Annotated in this window: 16 protein-coding genes; 7 read left to right on the top strand and 9 right to left on the bottom strand. The window is 67.1% G+C overall.

The features are described from left to right. Positions 1-41 precede the first annotated feature (41 nt). Positions 42-1589 carry a trimethylamine methyltransferase family protein gene (locus tag P8X75_03895; protein ID MEJ1994343.1) on the bottom strand — a complete coding sequence of 516 codons (1548 nt, stop codon included), beginning with the start codon at positions 1587-1589 and terminating at the stop codon, positions 42-44. 98 nt (positions 1590-1687) lie between these two features. Then, positions 1688-2305, bottom strand: a complete 618-nt coding sequence (locus P8X75_03890; GenBank protein MEJ1994342.1) for a LysE family translocator — start codon at positions 2303-2305, stop codon at positions 1688-1690. 180 nt (positions 2306-2485) lie between these two features. On the opposite strand from P8X75_03890, the gene P8X75_03885 reads away from it, so the two are divergent. Continuing rightward, entirely contained in the window at positions 2486-4906 is a 2421-nt protein-coding gene (locus P8X75_03885) for an FAD-dependent oxidoreductase (GenBank protein ID MEJ1994341.1), read from the top strand. A gap of 33 nt (positions 4907-4939) precedes the next feature. After that, the gene (bmt, locus tag P8X75_03880; protein ID MEJ1994340.1) at positions 4940-5983 is read left to right on the top strand and encodes a betaine--homocysteine S-methyltransferase; all 1044 of its coding nucleotides are present in this window, start codon (positions 4940-4942) and stop codon (positions 5981-5983) included. Between the two features lie 22 nt (positions 5984-6005). Here bmt and choV read toward each other — a convergent pair whose 3' ends face one another. The 6 genes from choV to P8X75_03850 all read right to left on the bottom strand — a co-directional run bounded on the left by choV (position 6006) and on the right by P8X75_03850 (position 13281). Continuing rightward, complete coding sequence (gene choV, locus P8X75_03875; GenBank protein ID MEJ1994339.1) at positions 6006-7196, bottom strand: choline ABC transporter ATP-binding protein; 1191 nt, start codon at positions 7194-7196, stop codon at positions 6006-6008. A 1-nt stretch (position 7197) separates the two neighbouring features. Further along, on the bottom strand, positions 7198-8064 hold the full coding sequence (gene choW, locus P8X75_03870) for a choline ABC transporter permease subunit (protein MEJ1994338.1): 867 nt from the start codon (positions 8062-8064) through the stop codon (positions 7198-7200). Between the two features lie 87 nt (positions 8065-8151). After that, a complete protein-coding gene (gene choX, locus P8X75_03865) occupies positions 8152-9084 on the bottom strand; it encodes a choline ABC transporter substrate-binding protein (GenBank protein MEJ1994337.1) in 933 nt (310 codons plus the stop codon). A gap of 155 nt (positions 9085-9239) precedes the next feature. Then, positions 9240-10571: an MFS transporter gene (locus P8X75_03860; GenBank protein ID MEJ1994336.1), complete on the bottom strand. Its 1332-nt coding sequence runs from the start codon at positions 10569-10571 to the stop codon at positions 9240-9242. Positions 10572-10678: 107 nt separating this feature from the next. Then, entirely contained in the window at positions 10679-12256 is a 1578-nt protein-coding gene (locus P8X75_03855) for a cisplatin damage response ATP-dependent DNA ligase (protein ID MEJ1994335.1), read from the bottom strand. Beyond that, a complete protein-coding gene (locus P8X75_03850) occupies positions 12253-13281 on the bottom strand; it encodes a ligase-associated DNA damage response exonuclease (GenBank protein MEJ1994334.1) in 1029 nt (342 codons plus the stop codon). Before P8X75_03850 ends, P8X75_03855 begins: the two co-directional genes overlap by 4 nt. A 49-nt stretch (positions 13282-13330) precedes the next feature. Between P8X75_03850 and P8X75_03845 the strand changes: the two genes are divergently transcribed. From P8X75_03845 to pdeM, 3 genes are read left to right on the top strand one after another with little or no spacing between them, the layout of a single operon-like run. Continuing rightward, on the top strand, positions 13331-13753 hold the full coding sequence (locus P8X75_03845; GenBank protein MEJ1994333.1) for an HIT family protein: 423 nt from the start codon (positions 13331-13333) through the stop codon (positions 13751-13753). 16 nt (positions 13754-13769) lie between these two features. Beyond that, the gene (locus P8X75_03840; protein ID MEJ1994332.1) at positions 13770-16250 is read left to right on the top strand and encodes a ligase-associated DNA damage response DEXH box helicase; all 2481 of its coding nucleotides are present in this window, start codon (positions 13770-13772) and stop codon (positions 16248-16250) included. A gap of 11 nt (positions 16251-16261) precedes the next feature. Further along, on the top strand, positions 16262-16936 hold the full coding sequence (pdeM, locus tag P8X75_03835) for a ligase-associated DNA damage response endonuclease PdeM (GenBank protein ID MEJ1994331.1): 675 nt from the start codon (positions 16262-16264) through the stop codon (positions 16934-16936). 63 nt (positions 16937-16999) lie between these two features. Here the strand turns inward: pdeM and P8X75_03830 are convergent, their stop codons facing one another. Then, on the bottom strand, positions 17000-17512 hold the full coding sequence (locus P8X75_03830; protein MEJ1994330.1) for a fasciclin domain-containing protein: 513 nt from the start codon (positions 17510-17512) through the stop codon (positions 17000-17002). A 220-nt stretch (positions 17513-17732) separates the two neighbouring features. On the opposite strand from P8X75_03830, the gene P8X75_03825 reads away from it, so the two are divergent. After that, on the top strand, positions 17733-19181 hold the full coding sequence (locus tag P8X75_03825; GenBank protein ID MEJ1994329.1) for a deoxyribodipyrimidine photo-lyase: 1449 nt from the start codon (positions 17733-17735) through the stop codon (positions 19179-19181). 152 nt (positions 19182-19333) lie between these two features. Beyond that, positions 19334-21319 (top strand): PhoX family phosphatase, encoded by a 1986-nt coding sequence (locus P8X75_03820; GenBank protein MEJ1994328.1) that lies wholly within the window; start codon positions 19334-19336, stop codon positions 21317-21319. Positions 21320-21381 lie beyond the last annotated feature (62 nt).

The raw sequence follows: 21381 nt of genomic DNA, 5'->3' as shown, positions 1-21381 counted from the left end.
CGCGGCCAATCTTGAAACTCCGCCAGTCCTGAAACGCCGCCTCAGGCGGCCTTGACGCCGCCTTCGCGCTTGCGCCGCTCCACGAAGCTCTCAAGCTCTTCGGCGATGGCTGGATCCAGATCGGGCTGCTCGTAGCTCTCAAGCAAGTCCTTGTAGATCAGGTTCGCGCGCTGGGTCGCGTCGAGTGCGCCGCCCTCGCTCCAGGTCTCGTAGTTCCGCCAGTCCGAGAGGAAGGGACTGTAGAAGGCCGTCTCATAGCGCTTCAGCGTATGGGCCGCGCCGAAGTAATGCCCGCCGGGGCCCACTTCGCGAATGGCGTCGAGGCCCAGCGCCTCCTCGCTGACGTCGAGGGGTTGCAGCACCTCGGCCATGCCCTGAAGCATCTCCGCGTCGAGAATGACCTTCTCGTAGGAGGCCGTGAGGCCCCCCTCCATCCATCCAGCGGCGTGCATCATCAGGTTCACGTGTCCCATCACGGCGCCCCAGATCGACATCTGCGATTCATAGGCTGCCTGGGCGTCGACCGCGTTGGAGGCATTGACGTTGGAGGAGCGGTAGGGAAGGCGGTTCAGCCGCGCGAGCTGCCCGCCCGCGAAGGCGGCGCGCACGTACTCCGGCGTACCGAAGGCCGGGGCGCCGCTCTTCATGTCCACGTTGGAGGTGAAACCGCCATAGATCACCGGCGCGCCGGGCCGCACCGCCTGCACCAGCGCCAGCCCCGCCAGCGCCTCGGCATTCTGCTGGGCCAACGCGCCCGCGATGGTCGCCGGGGCCATCGCGCCCGAGAGCGTGAAGGGCGTGATCGCCACGATCTGATTGCGCCGCGCCATCTCGATCAGGCCCTCGATCATCGGGCCGTCCAGCCTCAGCGGCGAGGAGGTGTTGACGATGGTGTAGAGGGAGGGCTCGCGCAGCAGCCCCTCCTCGTCCAGACCGCGTCCGATGCGCGCGATCTCGATCGCGTCCAGCATCCGCTCGCGGCCCAGCGCGTAGCCGTGAAAGCATTTGTCGGTCAGCGTGACGCAGGCCGCCACCGCGTCGAGGTGACGGGTCGAGGGATCGAGATCGACCGGCTCCACCGGATAGCCCGAGACCAGATGGATGATGTTGAGGCTCTGGCAAAGGCGGACCAGATTGCAGTAGTCCTTGAAGTTGCCGACACGCCGGCCGCCGTCCAGGTCGGACACGTTGGGTGCGCTCCCCACCGAGCCGAAGACCATGCAGCGTCCGCCGATCTCAAGATGCTTCTCCGGGTTGCGGGCGTGAAAGGTGAAGCGCTCAGGCGCCTTGCCCACCAGCTCCAGGACCAGCGCACGGTCGAAGCGCACGCGCTGACTGCCCGCCGCGGTCTCGGCGCCCGCCTGCTTCAGGTACTCGATCGCATCGGGATGGAGGAAATCCATGCCGATTTCCTCGAGGATGGTGAGCGACGCCTCCTGAATGGCCTGCAACTCATCGGCGCTCAGGACTTCGATGGGCGGGAAGCGGTTCTCCACGCGCCGCCAGGGGAGCTGGTGAAAACCGCGCCGCGATCCGCTGCTCTCCCGGCGGCTGCCCCGCCGCCTGCCGCGCCGTTCCTCGTCGGCCATGCTGACCTTCCCAAGAAAAAGGGGTTGTCGGATGTTTCAAGGAAGGAGAGTGCACCGCCTTTGCGGTTTCTCCAATAGGCTAGCTGCGACGGAAACTATCACCGTCTCGCCAGGGCCAGCCAGGCGCCCCCGGCGATCAGGACCGACCCTGTCACGCGGTTGATCCAGCGTAGCCGCCCGGGCTTCGAAAACCAGCGCCGCGCGCCGCCCGCCGCCAGCGCGTAGAGACCGTCGCCCAGCAACGCGATCACCCAGAAGGTGACGCAGAGCAGCGCCATCTGCGGCCCCGCCGCTTCGCCGGGATCGATGAACTGCGGCAGGAAGACCGCCAGGAAGGCCATGGACTTGGGATTGGAGAGCGAGATCAGAAAACCTTGCAGGAACAGCTTCCCGAAGGGCAGGCGCGGTTCGGGCTCGACACCCTCCAGCCGCCCGCCCTCGCGCAGCCGCTGCACGCCCAGCCAGATGAGATAGGCAGCACCGATCCAGCGCACCCAGTCGAACCACTCGGCCATGACCCCGATCAGGAAGGAGAGGCCGAGGCCCACGGCGGCCAGCAGCAGGGCGGTGCCGCTCTGCGTGCCTGCGAGACTCACCAGCGCATAGCCGCTGCCGTGGCGCAGGGCATTGGCGATCACCAGGGACACCACCGGCCCGGGCACGATGATCACCACGAACGCGGCGACCACGAAGGCGAGATAGAGATCGAGCGGCATGGTCCTTGACCTTTGCTGAAAAGCAGCTTGGAGAGCTTAGCTAGCCAAACTTTCGCCCCCGGCGCCAGTCCCGCCGCAGAGACACCAGGGCGGAGCGAACGCGAGGCTGGACGAAACAAAGCAGCTGCGTGCACTCTGCCGATCCTAAAAGCACGCAGCCTGTGATGAGGAGGAGCGGCGGTGAAGTCTCACGTAAGGGTTGCCGTGATCGGCGGCGGAGTGGTCGGTTGCTCGGTGCTCTATCACCTGACCAAGCTCGGCTGGAAGGATGTCCAGCTGATCGAGCGCTCCGAGTTGACCAGCGGGTCCACCTGGCACGCGGCCGGCGGCTTCCACACCCTCAACGCCGATACCAACATGGCCGCGCTCCAGGGCTACACCATCCGGCTCTATAAGGAGCTTGAGGAGATTTCCGGCCAATCCTGCGGCCTGCACCATGTCGGCGGCCTGACGCTGGCCACCACGCCCGAGCGCATGGACTTCCTGAAGCAGGAGCGCGCCAAGCACCGCTACATGGGCCTGGAGACCGAGCTCGTCGGACCGGAGGAGATCGCCAAGCTCTCCCCCATCACCAACACCGAGGGTGTGATCGGCGCGCTCTACGATCCGCTCGACGGCCACCTGGATCCTTCCGGCACGACCCACGCCTACGCCCGCGCCGCCCGCCTCCAGGGCGCCGAGATCGTCCTGCGAAACCGGGTGCTGGAACTCAATCCGCAGAGCGACGGCTCCTGGCAGGTGGTGACCGAAGCGGGCACGGTGATAGCCGAGCACGTGGTCAACGCCGGCGGCCTTTGGGCGCGTGAACTGGGCGCCATGGCCGGCGTCTTCCTGCCGCTGCATCCCATGGAGCACCAGTATCTGGTCACCGAGGACATCCCGGAGGTCTACAACCACGGCAGCGAGCTGCCGCATGTCATGGACCCGGCGGGCGAGAGCTATCTGCGCCAGGAGGGCCGCGGGCTGGTGATCGGCATCTATGAGCAGGCCTGCGACCCCTGGGCGGTGGACGGCACCCCCTGGGACTTCGGGCACGAGTTGCTGCCGGACCAGTTGGACCGGATCGCCGAGCCCCTGGAATACGCCTTCAAACGCTACCCCTGTCTCGGGCGCGCGGGCATCAAGCGGATCATCAACGGACCCTTCACCTTCGCGCCCGACGGCAACCCTCTGGTCGGCCCGGTGCCGGGGCTTCGGAACTACTGGTCGGCCTGCGGCGTCATGGCGGGCTTCAGCCAGGGCGGCGGCGTGGGCCTGACCCTGGCCGAATGGATGGTGGAGGGCGAAGCCTCGCGCGATGTCTACGCCATGGACGTGGCACGCTTCGGCGACTGGGTGACGCGCGCCTATACCCGCAACAAGGTGATCGAGAACTATCAGCGGCGCTTTTCCGTCTCCTACCCGAACGAAGAGCTTCCCGCCGGGCGCCCGCTCGACACCACGCCGGTCTATCCGCTCTGGAAGGCTCAGAACGCGGTCTTCGGGCAGGGCTATGGCCTGGAACACGTCAACTACTTCGCACCGGAAGGAGAAGAGCCCTACGAGGTCCCCTCCTTCCGCCGCTCCAACGCCTTTAAGACCGTGGCCGCTGAGTGCCGGGCCGTGCGCGAGGCCGTGGGCATCAACGAGATCCATAACTTCGGCAAGTATCTTGTCTCCGGCCCCGGCGCCGAGGCCTGGCTCGACCGGATCATGGCGGGCCGGATGCCCAAGCTGGGCCGCATCACGCTGACCCCCATGCTGAGCCCCAAGGGCAAGATCATCGGGGACTTCACCGTGACCCGCCTGGCCCCTGAAGCCTTCCAGCTGACCGCGTCCTACAGCGCCCAGGCGTTCCATTCGCGCTGGTTCCAGATGAACCTGCCGGCAGACGGATCGGTGACCATCGATAACGTCTCCTTGAAGCGGATCGGCTTTCAGATCGCCGGACCGAAAGCGCGCGATCTGCTGTCCCGCGTGGCGCGCGCCGATGTCTCCCATGCAGCCCTGCCCTTCATGGCGGCGCGGCACTTGGAGGTCGGGCTCTGCGACGCCCTGGTTCAGCGGGTCACCTACACCGGCGATCTCGGCTATGAGATCTACGTGCCCGCCGAACAGCAGCTCGCCCTTTACGAGGCGCTGACGCGGGCGGGTGCGGACCTGGGCCTGAAGCCCTTTGGCATGCGGGCCATGATGTCGCTGCGCCTGGAGAAGTCCTTCGGGTCCTGGATGGCCGAGTTCAAGCCGGACTACCTGCCGGCGGAAACCGGCATCGACCGTTTCGTCGCCTACGACAAGCCAGCCGACTTCATCGGCAAGGCCGCCGCGCTGGAGGAGCGGGCCAAGGGCCCGGCGCGGCGCATCTGCAGCTTCCGGGTGGAGGCGTCGGACGCCGACGTTGCCGGATACGAGCCGATTTGGGTAGATGGTGAGGTCGTAGGCTTCGTGACCTCCGGCGGCTACGCGCATCATGCCGCGACCTCGGTCGCGCTCGGGTTCCTGCCCGTCGGGCTCATCGAAGAGGGCCGGAAAGTGGAGATCGAAATCCTGGGCGAGCGTCGCCCAGCGACACTCTTTACGCGGACATTGTTCGATCCCGAAAATCAACGGATGAGGAGCTAGCCTTTTCCGCTGGGCGGCGTTATTGAATGCGTCATGACTGACAAGCTGACCGAGCTGCTTTCCACCCGCCCCTGGCTGCTCGCCGACGGTGCGACGGGCACAAACCTTTTTGCCGCCGGACTTGAAAGCGGCGACGCTCCGGAACTCTGGAACACCGACCCGGAATTCTCCGAGCGCGTCTACGCTCTCAACAAATCCTTCGTCGATGCCGGGTCGGATATCATTCTGACCAACTCCTTCGGCGGCAACCGCTACCGCCTGAAGCTGCACAAGGCCGAGGGCCGGGTCGCCGAATTGAACGAAGCCGCCGCCGCCATAGCGCGCCGCGCCGCCGACAGCGTGGACCGCCCCGTCCTGGTCGCAGGTTCGCTCGGGCCCACGGGCGAGATTCTGGAGCCGGTCGGCACGCTCTCCGAAGCCGATGCGAGGAGCGCTTTCGCCGAGCAGGCAAAGGCGCTGGCGGCTGGCGGAGCGGACCTGATCTGGATCGAGACCATCTCCTCCGTCGAGGAACTGAGAGCCGCTGTCGCGGGCGCTGCGGAGAGCGGACTGCCCGTGGTTTCCACCCTCTCCTTCGACACCAACGGCTGCACCATGATGGGCGTGACGCCAGCGGCGGTGGCTCACCTCATGCACAATCTTGACGCCAGGCCCGCCGCCTATGGCGCCAACTGCGGCACGGGCGCCGCCGAACTGGTGACGGCCCTGCTTTCGATGAGCGACGCCGCCGGCGAGGACGACATCCTGATCGCAAAGAGCAACTGCGGCATCCCGCGCTATGAAGGCGGCAAGATCGTCTATAGCGGCACGCCCGAGCTAATGGCCGCCTATGCCTGCCTGGCGTTGGATGCCGGCGCCAGGATCATCGGCGGATGCTGCGGCACCACGGCTGACCACCTGAGGGCGATGAAGAGCGCTTTGGAGAGCCACGCAAAAGGCGCGAAGCCGACCCTTGAGACGATCGTTGCCAAACTCGGCGAGGTATCGGCGGGCAGCGCGGCACTCGGCAGCGGCCAGCCTCTGGGCGAGCGTCCAACGCGCGACCGCGGCCAGCGCGGGCGCCGGCGAAGAGGTTAGACCCGGTTTTGCAGGTAAGAGCCTAGGCCGCGTCGGTCTTCTGGGCGCTGCCCTGGGACTGGCGCATGATGCCGCCGTAGATCGCCTCGTCATCGCAGACGCCGACGAGCTTCCCATCCTCGACCATCAGAACCGGCAGGCCGCAGCTGTGGCGCAGCGCGATGATCTCGGACATGGGCACCTCGGGAGAGATGCAGGGCAGGCAGCCCGCCCGCGCACCTTCGGCCAGGATCTCGACCGGCACGCCTGACTTCTCAGCGGATGCCGGACGCCCTTCGGCGGACAGCGTCACCTTGAGCCCGCTCTCAGACGAAAGCAGCAGGCTCTCCCCCTCACGCGGCAGGTCGGCCAGCTCGCGCATCAGGGTGCCGCCGCGCAGCACCTTCAAGGGGTTCATGTGCGCGACGAACTCGGCCACGTAGTCGCTGGCGGGATTGAGCACGATCTCCTCCGCCTCCCCGGCCTGCACGATGCGCCCGCCCTCCATGATGGCGATCTTGTTGCCGAGCTTCAGCGCTTCGTCCAGGTCGTGGGACACGAAGACGATGGTCTTGTTGAGCCGCTCTTGCAGTTCAAGAAGCTCATCCTGCAGGTGGTCGCGGATCAGCGGGTCCAAAGCGGAGAAAGGCTCGTCCATCAGCAGGATGTCGGCGTCGGTCGCAAAGGCGCGGGCGAGGCCCACGCGCTGCTGCATGCCGCCGGAAAGCTCATGGGCGTACTTGGTGGCCCACTGCCCCAAGCCGACCAGCTCGAGCTTGTCCTTGACGACCCTCTGGCGTTCGGCCTTGCCGAGGCCGCGCAGCTCCAGGCCCAGGCCCACGTTCTCCTCCACCGTGCGCCAGGGCAGCAGGGCGAACTGCTGAAACACCATGGCGACCGAGTTCATGCGCAGTTGCCGCAGGGCCGAGCCGGAACAGTTGGCGACATCCACTTCCTTTTGACCGCGCGCGCGGACCACGACCCGGCCGCGCGTCACCTTGTTGAGGCCGTTGACGGCGCGCAGCAGCGTCGACTTGCCGGAGCCGGAGAGGCCCATGAGGACGCAGATCGAGCCCTCCTCGACCTCCAGCGTCGCGTCGGCCACGCCCAGCACCTGACCGGTGGCGGCCAGGATCTCGTCGCGTGTCTTGCCCTCGTCGAGCAGGGGCAGAGCCGTCTTGGGGCTGTCCCCAAAGATGATGTCGACCTTTTCGAAGGAAACGGCGCTCATGATCTCAGCCCTCCTTCTTCTTCGCCGGCGCGCGGCGTTCGCCGGGCTGCTTGCAGACGCGGTCCAGCAGGATCGCCAGGATCACGATGGCGAGCCCGGCCTCGAAACCCTGGGCGATGTTGACGGTGTTCAGCGCGCGCACCACCGGCTTGCCCAGACCGTCGGCCCCGACGAGGGCGGCGATCACCACCATGGAAAGCGACAGCATGATGCACTGGGTGAGCCCCGCCATGATGGTCGGCAGGGCATGGGGCAGTTCGACCTTCCAGAGCAGCTGCGACTTGGTCGCGCCAAAGGACTCGCCCGCCTCCACCAGTTGCTTGGGCACCGAAGAGATGCCGAGATGGGTCAGGCGGATCGGCGCCGGGATGGCGAAGATCACCGTGGAGATCAGGCCCGGCACGACCCCCAGCCCGAAAAGGATCAAGGTCGGGATCAGATAGACGAAGGTCGGAATCGTCTGCATGAGGTCGAGGACCGGCCGCAGCAGGGTGAAGAGCCAAGGCCGGTGGGCCGCGGCGATGCCGAGCGGCACGCCCACCAGCATGCAAACCCCGGTGGCGAAGATGATCAGCGCCAGGGTCTCGATGGTGGCTTCCCAGTAGCCGAGGTTGATGACCAGCAGCAGCGATCCGACGATCACCGCCGTCAACTTCCAGGAGCGATGGAGAGCAAAGGCGCCACCGGCCAGGAGCGCCACCAACAGCAGCGGCGGCACCCAGGTCAAGGCGTCGATCAAGCCCTCGATCACCACCTCAAGGCCCTCGGTGAAGATGTCGAAGGCCCAGGCCGCGTGGTCCTGAATGAAACGGATTGCGCTGTCGATCCCTTTACCGATCGGCAGCTTGTTCTCGGTCAGCCATTCTTCCATGCGCTCCACGGCGGACGGCGGCCAAACCCGAAGGGCTTCGCCGCCGCCGCACGTCTCCTATCTGATAAGCCTGTCGTGGGACCTCGTTCAGAGGCCCAAGTGCGCCTTCACTGCGGGCAGTCCGGGCTCACCGTCGACCGTGGTGACGCCTTCCAGCCAGCCGTCCAGCACGCCGGGATTGGCCTTCAGCCACTCGGTGGCGGCGACGATCTCGTTCTTCCCGTCGGTCAGGATGGCGTCCATGATCGCGCCTTCCATGGGCAGGGTGAACGTCAGATTATTCAAAAGCTTACCGACGTTTTCGCATTCACTGGTGTAACCAGCGCGCACGTTGGTGTGGACCGTCGCCGGGCCGAAACCGGTATCGCCCATGCCGCCCAGGTAGTGCAGCTCCATGCGGCCCATGATGGGGTGCGGAGTCCAGCCGAGGAAGGCGATCCACTCCTCGTTGCGCATGGCGCGCTCGGCCTGGGCCAGCATGCCCTGCTCGCTCGACTCGACCAGCTCGAAGCCGTCCAGATTGTTGGCGGGGTCTTCGATCATTTCCAGCACGATGCGGTTGCCGTCGTTGCCGGGCTCGATGCCGTAGATCTTTTCCTCGAACTTGTCGGGGTGATCGCCGAGCTGCTCGAGCGAGGTGACGCCGGCGTCGGCCACGTACTGCGGCACGACGAGGCCGTAGCCCGCCCCTTCCAGGTTGATGCCGATGCTCTCGACCGAGCCGTCGTCCAGGAACGGCTGAACGTCGGCGGCCATGGAGGGCATCCAGTTGCCCAGGAAGATATCGATGTCGCCGTTCTTGAGGCTGGCGTAGGTGACCGGAACCGAGAGCAACTCGGTCTGCGGCGTATAGCCCAGCCCCTCCAGCACCACGGAGGTGGCGGCGGTGGTGGCGGTGATGTCGGTCCAGCCGACGTCCGAGAAGCGGACGGTCTGGCAGGATTCCGGCACGGCCGCTTGCGCGCCGCTGGCGGCGAAGGCCGCGGCCAGAACGGCGGAGAATGTCGTCTTACGAAGCATGGTCATGAAGCTCCCGTTGTTGTGCTTGGCCGCCCTCGGACGGGGCGGCTCCTTCCGCTTGAATGCGGGCTCAACGATAGCAGCCGCACCGGGGCATTCCAGCAAAAACGCAAGGGCGGCGAAGAGGGGCGTCGGCAGGCCGGTCAGCAGGGGCGTCAGGACGGCCCCTGACCGCGCGCCTCGACCCCGGCTTCGCCGTTCTGCTGACCGCTGTCCGGAGGCATGGCTGCAGGCGCCTCGTCCCTTTCCACCGGATCGACGCGCGGGTCCAGTTCCGGGACCACCGGGGCGAGCGGCGGCGTCGCCACCATGGCCCCCTGCTCGACCACCGGCAGGGCCTCACGCACCTTCATGCGATGGCGCACGAAGAGCGCCAGCAGGAGCGCCAAGACGGCGACGTTGCCGAAGTAGGTCTCGTCCCCGATGAAATCCATCAGGAGCGCCGTCAGGATCGGCCCCACCGTCGCCCCCGCCGAGTATGACAGCAGCAGGGCCGAGGAGCCCGCCACGTACTTCTCGCGCGGCAGGTAGTCGAAGGCCTGCGCGACGGAGAGCGGATAGATCGCCGCCGTGCCGCCACCCATCATGGCGGCCACCAGCAGCACCGTGGTGGGCGGCAGATAGTCGCCGAGGAACGCCAGTCCAACCCCGGCGCTGCAGGCGATCACCACCAAGATCAGCACGATGACCAGAATGCTGCGGCGGTCGTAGCGGTCCGAATAGCGCCCTATGGGCCACTGCAGCAGCAGCCCGCCCAGCGTCACGGCGCCAATGAAGAGGGAGACCTCAAGCGTGTCGAAGCCGACGCGCCGCGCATAGACCGCCGCCAGGCCCCAGATGCCGCCCTGCATCAAACCTGATGAAGCCGAGCCGATGACGCTCAAGGGCGAAGCGCGGTAAAGCTCCACCACGGACATGGGCTGCACCGCCTCCAGGTTCGGCGCGGCGACGCGCGTCAGCGCGGTGGGCGCCACGCAGAGCGTGGTCAGGACACCCGCCACCAGGAACACCTCCAACCCGTCGAGCGGATATATGTTGATCAACTGCTGGCCGCCGATCATCGCGAGGTAGGAGACCGTGGTGTAGAAGGCCATCATCTGGCCGCGGGTCCTGTTCTCGGAGCGCTCGTTGAGCCAGCTCTCGGCCGTGGAGAACAGCCCGGCCAGACACACGCCGGTGGCAAAGCGCAGCAGCACCCAGGCGACCGGATGGAACAGGAGCGGCAGGGCCAAAACCGTTGCGGTCATGACGGCGGCGAAACCCGCAAAGGACCGGATGTGCCCGACCTTTACGATGATCCTCTGCCCGTAGTAGGCCCCGGCCAGCAGTCCGGCGAAGTAGGAGGAGGCGACCAGACCGTTGGTGAGGGTGGAAAAGCCCGCCGCTTCCAGCCGCAGCGGCACGGCGACGCCCATCAGCGAGTGCCCGACGAGCAACAGCAGGACGCCCAGCATCAGGGTAGCAACCGGCCTTATGACACTGAGCATCGGACCTCGCGCGGGGTCGTTGGAAGGATGGGCGGCATTGCCTTTGGCCCGATGCTAGCAAAACTTGTGCCCGCGCGTCAGGGACCCGCGACGGAAAATCTCGCCCCCTACTCCTGAATGAGCTTTTCCAGGGTCTCCAGGCGGTCGGCTTCGGCCACGGGTTTGTCCCAGCGGATGCGGTGCACCCTGGGAAAGCGCATGGCGACGCCCGACTTGTGGCGGGTCGAGCGGTGCAGCGCGTCGAAGGCCACCTCCAGCACCAGACCCGGCTTGACCGCGCGCACCGGCCCATAGCGCTCCACGGTGTTGTCCCGGACCCACTTGTCGATCCGCTTCAGCTCCGCATCGGTGAAACCGAAGTAGGCCTTGCCAACCGGCACCAGGTCCTCCCCGCGCCAGACCCCGAAGGTGTAGTCGGAATAGAAGGAAGAGCGCTTGCCGTGCCCGCGCTGGGCGTAGAGCAGCACGGCGTCGGCGGTCAGGGGATCACGCTTCCACTTGAACCAGGGGCCCTTGGGCCGCCCCGCCACATAGCCGCTGTCGCCGCGTTTGAGCATCAGCCCTTCGATGGCGTTGTCGCGCGCGCCCTCGCGCAACTCCGCCAGGGTCTCCCAACTGTCGAAGGCGATCAGGGGCGAGAGGTCGAGGCGCTGAGGCCGGTGGCGCTGGAACCACTTTTCCAGCCGACCCCGGCGCTGATCGAAGCTGAGCGCGCGCAGGTCTTCCTCCCCCTCGATCAGGATGTCGTAGGCCCGGATGTGCGCCGGATGCGCCTCCAGGAGCTTGCGGGTCACCGACTTGCGGTTCAGCCGCTGTTGCAGGTCGTTGAAGGGGGCCACCTCCCCCTCCTCTTCCCGCAGCACCAGCAGCTCCCCGTCCAGAACCGCATCCAAACCCTGCGCTGAGTCCAGGATGTCCGGGAAGGCCGGACCGATCTCCTCGCCTGTCCGAGAGAAGAGATGCACGCCCTTGGGTCCGGCGGAGAGCTGAACACGGATGCCATCCCACTTCCACTCCGCCCGGTAGTCCCGCGGCTCCAGCTTGGCGAAGTCGGCCTCCTCCGCCGGATTGGCCAGCATCATGGGGCGGAAGGCCGCGCGCGGGTCGATCTCGGGGCGCGGGCCCTTGCCCTCCAGCCAGGCAAAGAGACTTTCGTAGGGCGCGCTCAGCCCGTGCCAGACCTCCTCCACCTCCGCAACGTCGCGCCCACCCAGCCGGGCCAAGGCCGTCTTGGCCAGCCGTTCCGAGACGCCGACCCGCAGGCCGCCGGTGATGAGCTTCAGAAGCGCAAAACGCTCCTCGGCGGCCAAACTGTCGAGCCAGCGCTCAAGCAGGGCGGGCACCTCGCTGCGCTTGGCGCTGTCCAGGGCTTCGACCAGTTCGCTCAGGGCGGGGGTCCGGTTCGCGCGGCCCTTGGCCGGCCAGATCAGGGCCGCCGTCTCGGCAAGGTCGCCGACGTAATCGTAGGACCAGCCGAAGAGCACGGGATCGACCCGTTCCTCCACCAGGCTCCGGATGGCGCCGGCCTTCGCGTTCTTGAAGCCGAGCCCGCCGGTCAGCGCCGCGAGACCGTAGCCCCGGTCCGGGTCCGGCACGCGGGCGAAGTAATCCTCAAGAAGCGCCAGCTTCGCATTGCGCGAGGGCGTAAAGACCAATCTTTCAAGCAGTTGCGCGAAGTTCCTCATTCGCTCTCCTGCTCCTCTTCTCCGCGTCCGATCAGGGAGAGGGCGCGCGCCCGGAAGCCCTTCTGTGAGGCCCAGTGGACCAGCGCCTCCTCGTTGCCGTGGGTGACCCAGACCTCCGGCGCAGCCACCTCCTCCAGCGTCGCGGTCAGTTCATCCCAGTCGGCATGGTCCGAGATGATCAGCGGCAGTTCCACGCCGCGCTGACGCGCCCGCTGGCGTACCCGCATCCAGCCCGAGGCCATGGCCGTGACCGCATCCGGCAGACGCCGCGACCAGCGGTCGGCCAGGGCGGAGGGCGGGGCCATGACGATCGCCCCCGCCAGCTCCACCGCCTCGCGTCCGGCGACCGGTTCAAGTTGGCCCAGCGCCACGCCCTCGGCCTGATAGAGTTCGCAGAGCGCCTGAAGCGCGCCGTGCAGGTAGATGGGGCGCTGGTATCCGGCCTGCCGCAACAGCGCGATCACCCTCTGGGCCTTGCCGAGCCCATAGGCCCCCACCAGATGCGCTCTCTCAGGAAACAGCTCCAAAGATTTGAAAATCTTCGATATTTCTTCCTTATCATCCGGGTGCCGGAAGACCGGCAGGCCGAAGGTCGCCTCGGTGATGAAGACATCGCAGGCAACCGGCTCGAAGGCCGCGCAGGTCGGGTCCGCCCGGCGCTTGTAGTCGCCGGAGACGACGCAGCGCGCGCCCTTGTAGCTCAGCACGGCCTGGGCGCTGCCCAGCACGTGCCCGGCTGGCGCGAAGGCGACATCGACCTCTCCGACCTTCTGGACCTCGCCATAGGCAAGCGGCTGGAGACTCTTGCCCGCCGCATCCCGGTAGCGGGCCTTCATGATGGCGAGGGTCTCCGGCGTCGCCAGCACCTTGGCGTTGTTGGGCCGGGCGTGGTCGGCATGGCCGTGGGTCACGACGGCCCGCTCGACCGGGCGGGCCGGATCGACGTAGAAGCCGCCCGGCTTGCAGTAGAGTCCCTGGGGCCGGACTTCCAACCATGTCTCGGGATGAGGGGCGCGCGTCGTCATGCCCCGCAATATGGCGCTTGAGCGCTCCCTGGGCTAGGCTCTCGGAACCATGAGCCAAGAATTCATCCTGCACGAAAAGCTCGCCGCCGACTGCGCCCTCGTCACCGATTGGCCGCTGTCGCGGGTCTTGCTGATGAACGACGCGACCTACCCCTGGCTGATCCTTGTCCCGCGCCTGCCCGGCCTGCGCGACCTGGATGACCTGACGCCGCCCAGCCTTCAAGAGGTCGCACGGGAAATACAGAGTCTTTCCAAGGTGATGAAAGAGATTTTTAAACCTACGAAGATGAACGTCGCCGCCCTCGGCAACATGGTGCCGCAACTCCACATTCACGTCATAGCGCGCTTCGAGGATGACCCCGCCTGGCCCGGTCCGGTCTGGGGCGTCCAACCGCCGGAGTCCTATGAGGGCGAGGCGCTGGAGGCGCGCGTCTCAAGTCTGCGCCGCGCGCTGGATAGCGTTGTCGCCTGACGCCATATCCCGTGACATGACCGCCCTTTCCTTCGATCCGCAAAGCAGCCCCGGGCTGCCGGAGGTCTTCGAGCGCTGGTTCGAGGCGCGCGGCTGGGCGCCGCGCCGCCATCAGCTGGCGATGGTGGAGGCGGCCAAGACCGGGCAGTCGGCGCTGCTGGTCGCCCCCACCGGCGGCGGCAAGACCCTGGCGGGCTTCCTGCCCTCCCTGGTCGAGCTCAGCGCCGCGCCCCGGCCCGGGCTGCACACGCTCTACCTTTCACCCTTGAAGGCGCTGGCGGTCGACATCCACCGCAACCTGCTGACGCCGATCGAGGAGATGGGCCTTGAGATCGCCTGCGAGACCCGCACTGGAGACACGCCCCAGGCCAAGCGCCAGCGCCAGCGCCGCCGGCCGCCCAACATTCTTCTGACCACGCCGGAGTCCCTCGCCCTCCTGCTGTCCTATCACGACGCCGAAGAGCTCTTCGGGACCCTGCGCTGCGTGGTGCTGGACGAGCTGCACGCGCTCGCGGGAAGCAAGCGCGGCGACCAACTGGCGCTCTGCCTCTCGCGGCTGCAGGCGATCAATCCCGCGCTCCGCCGCGTCGGGCTTTCGGCGACGGTGCACGATCCGGAAGCGCTCACCGCCTGGGTCTCGCCCAGCGGCGATCCCGCCGACCCCCGCGTCTCCCGGATCGAGGGGGAGCCGGGCGCCGAGCCCGAGATCGAGATCCTGGCGACCCGCGAGTATCTGCCCTGGTCCGGCCACATGGCGCTCCACGCCCTCGGCGAAGTCTACGAACGGCTCTGCGCCCAGCAGAAGAGTGAGGGCACCACGCTGATCTTCGTCAACACCCGCGCCCAGGCCGAACTGGTGTTCCAGGAACTCTGGCGCAGGAACGAGGCGAAGCTGGCCATCGCGCTGCACCACGGCAGCCTCGCCGCCGAGCAGCGCCGCAAGGTGGAAGCGGCCATGGCGCGGGGCAGCCTGGACGCCGTGGTCGCCACCTCCTCCCTCGATCTCGGCATCGACTGGGGCGCGATCGACCTGGTGATCCAGGTCGGCGCGCCCAAGGGGGTCTCGCGGCTGCTGCAACGGATCGGCCGGGCCAACCACCGCCTGGACGCCCCCTCCAAGGCGTTGCTGGTGCCCGGCAACCGCTTCGAGGTGCTGGAGTGCCGCGCGGCGCTGGAGGGCGTGCGCCGCCACGAACTGGACGGCGATCCGCCCAAGACGGGCGGCCTCGACGTTCTGGCCCAGCACATTTGGGGCGCCGCTTGCGCCCAGCCGCTCGACGCCGCCGCGCTCTATGCCGAGGTGGTGACCGCCGCGCCCTACCGCGCGCTCAGCCGGGCGGACTTCGACGCGGTCCTCGACTTCGTGGCGACCGGCGGCTACGCGCTCAAGTCCTACGACCGCTTCCAACGGCTGCGCCAGGGACCGGATGGGCTCTGGCGCCTGACCAACGCGCGCCACGCCCAACGCTTCCGCATGAATGTCGGCACCATCGTCGAGCAACCCCTGATGAAGGTGCGCCTGCATCGCGGCAAGGTCCTGGGGGAGATCGAGGAGTACTTCGTGCAGGGCCTCCAGCCCGGCGACACCTTCGTCTTCGCCGGACAGTTGCTGCGCTTCCTCGGCGTGCGCGAGACGGTCGCGGAGGTCGCGCGCGGCGGCACGGGCGAGCCCAAGGTGCCGGCCTACGCGGGCGGCAGGCTGCCGCTCTCCACCTACCTCGCCGACCGGGTGCGGGCGATCCTTCAGGACCCCGGCAGTTGGGGGGACCTGCCGGCGACGGTGCAGGAGTGGCTGAGGCTTCAGCGCTGGCGCTCCCTCCTGCCCGACCGGGACGGCCTGCTGGTGGAGAGCTTTCCGCGCGCCGACAAGGAGTTCCTGGTCGCCTACAGCTTCGAGGGCCGCAACGCGCACCAGACGCTCGGCATGCTTTTGACCAAGCGCATGGAGCGCTTCGGCCTCTCCCCCCTCGGCTTCGTCGCCACCGATTACGTGATCGCGGTCTGGAGCCTGAAGCCCGCCAAGGACCTGGACGCGCTCTTCGATCAGGACATGCTGGGCGACGATCTCGAGGAATGGATGGCCGACTCCTCCATGCTGCGCCGGACCTTCCGCAACGTCGGCGTGATTGCCGGGCTGATCGAGCGCAAGGCGCCGGGCCAGGAGAAGAGCGGGCGGCAACTGACCGTCAACTCCGACCTGATCTACGACGTGCTGCGCAAGTACCAGCCGGATCACGTCTTGCTGCGGGCGACCTGGGCGGACGCGGCGGGCGGCCTGACCGACATCCGCCGCCTCTCCGACATGCTGGCGCGCATCAAGGGACGGATCCGTCACCGGCGGCTGGAGAAGATATCGCCGCTCGCCGTGCCGGTGCTGCTGGAGATCGGCCGCGAGCAGGTCTATGGTTCGGCGCTCGACGAGCTGCTGGACGAGGGCGTCCAGTCACTGATCCGCGAAGCCACCGAAGGCGAGGACCAAGCCGGCCTGCCGCTTTGATGACGGAACCGATGGAGAGCACAGGCCTCAAGCTAAACGGCGCCGCACTGGAGCTGCTGCCCTCGGGCGCGCTGCTGTGGCCGGAGCGCGCCCTGCTCGCCGTGGCCGATCTGCACCTGGAAAAGGCGAGCAGCTTCGCCCGCAAGGGCCAGTTCCTTCCGCCCTACGACAGCCGCGCCACCCTCGAACGCCTGGACGCCGTCCTGGCCGGGGTGAAGGTCGAGCGCGTGATCTGCCTGGGAGACTCCTTCCATGACCGGCAGGCGGCAGCGCGGCTCGACCCGGAGAGCGCCGCCCGGCTGGCCGACTTCACCGCGCGCTACGACTGGACCTGGATCGCGGGCAACCACGACCCGGATCCGAGCGGCCCCTGGGGCGGCAGGGTCCTGGAGGAGCTGGTGCTGGGCCCTCTCGTTTTCCGGCACGAGGCAGAAGCGCGGCTCTGCGACGGCGAGGTGTCCGGGCACTATCACCCCAAGGCGGCGATCCGCGTGCGCGGACGGCGCATGAGCTTCCGTGCCTTTCTGGAGGACGGGCGGCGCATGATCCTGCCCGCCTTCGGCAGTCTGACCGGCGGGTTGGACGCCGGCGATCCCGCCTTCGCCCCCCTGTTCCCGCAGGGGCTGCGCGCGCACCTGCTGGGGCGAAAGAGGGTGGCGAGTCTGCCACTGGAGGCTCTGGCGTAAAGAAAAGGCCGGCGGAGCCTTTCAGCGCCGCCGGCCCTTTGACCGATCCGAAGGGATGCGGACTTACATGCCCGGGATCAGGACCTTGTCGATCACGTGGATCAGGCCGTTGTCGGTGATGATGTCGGCGCGCACGACGTTGGCGTCGTTGATCATCACGCCGGACCCCAGACCGTTCACCTTGATCATGGAGCCTTCAACGGTCTTGGCCTCGGTCTGCTTGTTGGCCACGGCCGAGGACGGCACCTCACCGGCGACCACGTGGTAGGTCAGGATGGCGACGAGCTGGTCCTTGTTCTCGGGCTTCAGCAGGTTCTCGACCGTCCCTGCGGGCAGCGCGGCGAAGGCGGCATCGGTCGGGGCGAAAACGGTGAAGGGGCCTTCGCCCTGAAGCGTCTCGACCAGACCGGCGGCCTGGACGGCGGCGACCAGGGTGTTGAAGTCATCGGCCTGGACCGCGGTTTCGACGATGTCGCGGCCGGGCTTGGCGGGGCCGCTCGCAGCGGCCGGCTGAACGGCGGAAACGATGCCGACCGTGGCGAGCACGGCAAGCGTGCGGGAAACGAACTTGATCATGGAAACTCTCCCTTTATCTCAACGTCTGCAGCGGCGCGGACCTCCGCGCGGCTTCGCTCAAGAGCTAGACGTCAGACGAGGAGAGACAAGCTATTGAAAAATAAATAAATTGTGATCGAAGGCAGAGTGATCCAAACGCCGATATCATACGTAATTAAAGCCCTTTTTGATTGCGTTTTACCTAAATAAACAACCTCTAAAAGAATGGGAATTGACATTCATGGCCCCAAGCCTCCTCTGGTTCCGTCAGGACCTCCGGCTCACCGACAATCCCGCGCTGACAGCGGCGCTGGCCCGGCGAGAGGGTCTTGTGGCGCTCTTCATCCTCGACGACGAAACCGCCGGCGAATGGGCTTGGGGCGGGGCGAGCCGCTGGTGGCTGCACCATTCGCTGGCCGCTCTCTCCAAATCGATCGAGGGACTCGGCGGACGCTTGATCCTGAGGAAGGGGTGTGCCGAGAAGATCCTGCCGGAAGTGGCCGAGGAAGCCGGAGCGGGAGCGGCCTTCTGGAATCGCTGCTACGAGCCCTTCGCCATCGCCCGCGACAAGGCGATCAAGAGCGACTTGAAGGCGAAGGGCTTGGAGGTGGAGTCCTTCAACGGCTCTCTGCTGGTCGAACCCTGGGAGTTGAAGACAGGTGCAGGCGAGCCCTACAAGGTCTTCACGCCTTTCTGGAAGGCGCTCTCCGCGCAGTACCGGGATCAAGCGCCGCTGAAGGCGCCGACGCAGATCACGGCGCCGGAGACGCTGCCCCGCTCCGACCGGCTGGAGGACTGGAAGCTGCTTCCTGATAAGCCCGATTGGGCCGGCGGCCTGCGGGAGGCCTGGACGCCCGGCGAAGCCGGGGCGCAAGCGCGGCTTGCGGATTTCCTGGACGAAGCCTTGGCAGACTACAAGGACGGCCGGAACCGGCCCGACAAGCCCTTCGTCTCGCGCATCTCCCCTCACCTGCACTGGGGCGAGCTTTCGCCGCGCCAGGTCTGGCACGCAACGCGGCTCGCAGCCGAGCGCAACGGCGACAAGCGCACCGAGTCCTCGGCCTGGTCCTTCCTGCGCGAGGTCGGCTGGCGAGACTTCTCCTACAACCTGCTGTTCAACTGGCCGAGCCTGCCGGACGAGAACTGGAAGGAGAACTTCGACGGCTTTCCCTGGGCCGAGAACGAGGCGGGGCTGCGCGCCTGGCAGCGCGGGCGCACCGGCTATCCCATCGTCGACGCCGGGATGCGCGAGCTCTGGTCGAGCGGCTATGTCCACAATCGGGTGCGCATGATCGTCGCCTCCTTCCTGATCAAGGACCTGCTGATCCACTGGCGCGAGGGCGAACGCTGGTTCTGGGACACGCTGGTCGACGCCGATCTGGCGAACAACGCCGCGAGCTGGCAGTGGGTTGCCGGGTCCGGGGCCGACGCAGCGCCCTACTTCCGCATTTTCAACCCCATCTCCCAGGGCGAGAAGTTCGACCCCAAGGGCGATTACGTGCGCCGCTGGGTGCCGGAGCTGAAGGACCTGCCGGACGAGGTGATCCACAGACCCTGGGAGGCCGATGAGGCCGTGCTCGAGAAAGCCGGAGTCGTTCTGGACGACAGCTATCCCCGGCCGATCGTCGATCACGCCCAGGCCCGGCGCCGCGCCCTGGAAGGCTACGAGAAGATCAAGAAAAGCGCTTGATCGTGCATTAGCCTTCGCGCGATCACTGTCTTGCAACCCGCGCGACATGCAACGGTAACGCCCTCTTCCTATAAGCCGGGTGATGCGTGGGCGAAGCGCCGCTTCGCTACGACACGCCGTTTCACCAGAGCTGTAAGGCAAGGGAGATTTCTATGAGCCAGAGCGAAGGCCGCCATCAGCGCGACAGCATGACCTATGAAGAGTCGGAGGATATCCCCTCCAACCCCTCCACGACCCCGACCCTGGGCGACGTGATCAACCGCCGCTATGGCCGCCGCGAGGTGATGCGCGGCGCCCTGGCCATGACGGCGATCAGCGCCGTGGCCGGTCCCGCGGCCGCCCTCCTGGCCGAGGAAGCCAAGGCCTCCATGAAGGGCAGCTTCGACTTCGAAGAGATCAAGGCGATGCTGAGCGAGACCCACGCGGTCGCGCCGGGCTATCGGGCCGACGTCCTGATCCGCTGGGGCGACAAGGTCCTGGCCGACGCCCCGGACTTCGATCCCATGAACCAGAGCGCGGCGGCCCAGGCCAAGCAGTTCGGCTACAACAACGACTACATCGGCTACATTCCGCTGCCTTACGGCTCCAACGCCTCCGACCACGGCCTGCTGGTCGTGAATCAGGAGTACACCAACGGCGAGCTGATGTTCCCCGGCGTCGGCGAGTACGACGAGGACTTCACCAACGCGACCAAGGAACTGGCCGACATCGAGATGGCGGCCCACGGCGGCTCCATCATCGAGGTGAAGAAGGATAATGGCGCCTGGAGGGTGATCGAGGGCTCCAAGTACGCCCGGCGCATCACCGCGAACGGCACGGAGATGATGCTTTCCGGGCCCGTAGCCGGGCATCCCCGCGTCAAGACCTCGTCGGATGCCAGCGGCAAGCGGGTGCTGGGCACCTGGAACAACTGCGCGGGCGGCGTCACGCCCTGGGGCACCTACCTGATGGCGGAAGAGAACTTCCACGGCTACTTCGGCGGCGAACTTCCCGAAGGCCACGCGGAGGCCGCGAACCACAAGCGCTACGGCGTGCCGGGCGGCTGGTACTCCTGGTCGAAGTACTACGACCGCTTCGACGTCTCCAAGGAGCCGAACGAGCCCAATCGCTTCGGCTGGGTGGTCGAGGTCGATCCCCTCGACCCCTCCTCCACGCCGGTCAAGCGCACCGCCATGGGCCGCTTCAAGCACGAGGGCGCGGAGACCCTTGTCAACAAGGACGGCCGCGTCGTCGTCTACATGGGCGACGACCAGCGCTTCGACTACACCTACAAGTTCGTCTCCAACGGCCGCGTGAACCTGGACGACCGGGAAGCAAACCGCGATCTGTTGGATGACGGCGTGCTCTACGTCGCCAAGTTCGAAGAGGGCGGCAAGGTGGTCTGGATGCCGCTCACTTTCGGCGAAGGGCCGCTGACCCCCTCCAACGGCTTCGAGAGTCAGGCCGATGTCCTGATCGAGACCCGGCGGGCCGCCGATCTCCTGGGGGCGACGCCGATGGACCGGCCGGAGGACGTCGAGCCCAACCCGCTCACCGGCAAGGTCTACGTGATGCTGACCAACAACTCCAAGCGCGAGGAAGGCGACGTCAACGCCGCAAACCCGCGCGCGAAGAGCCCCGGGCACATCATCGAGATCACCACGCCCGACATGGACCACGCCGCCACGGAAGCGACCTGGGACATCCTGGTTCTCTGCGGCGATCCCGTCGAGGATGCCAGCGCCATGTGGGGCAAGGCGACCAGCCGGAACGGTTGGTTCGTGGCGCCGGACAACTGCGCTGTGGACCCCAAGGGCCGGCTCTGGGTCTCGACCGACGGCAACAAGGCCGGCGGCTCCAACCGCAACGACGGCCTCTGGGCGATGGAGACCGAGGGCGAGCTGCGCGGCTCCTCCTTCAACTTCTTCCGCTGCCCGATCGGCGCTGAGATGTGCGGACCGAAGTTCACACCCGACGGCAAGACCCTGTTCCTGGCCGTGCAGCATCCGGGCGATGCGGGCGTGAAGAACTGGGAGCCCTTCGGCCGCGCCTCCACCTTCGACGACCCGGCCACCCGCTGGCCGGACTTCCAGGAAGGCATGCCCCCGCGCCCCTCGGTGCTGGTGGTGACCCGCGAGGACGGCGGCGAGATCGGCTGATCCGGATCCTTCGGGAAGCAGAACCGGGGGCGCTGTCCTGTCGCGGGACAGCGCCCCCTTCG

Origin of the sequence: Limibacillus sp. (assembly GCA_037379885.1) — a bacterium.
Lineage (GTDB): Bacteria > Pseudomonadota > Alphaproteobacteria > Kiloniellales > CECT-8803 > JARRJC01.
Note: the sequence above shows the minus strand (reverse complement) of the source record. Positions and strands in the feature narration are given on the sequence as shown.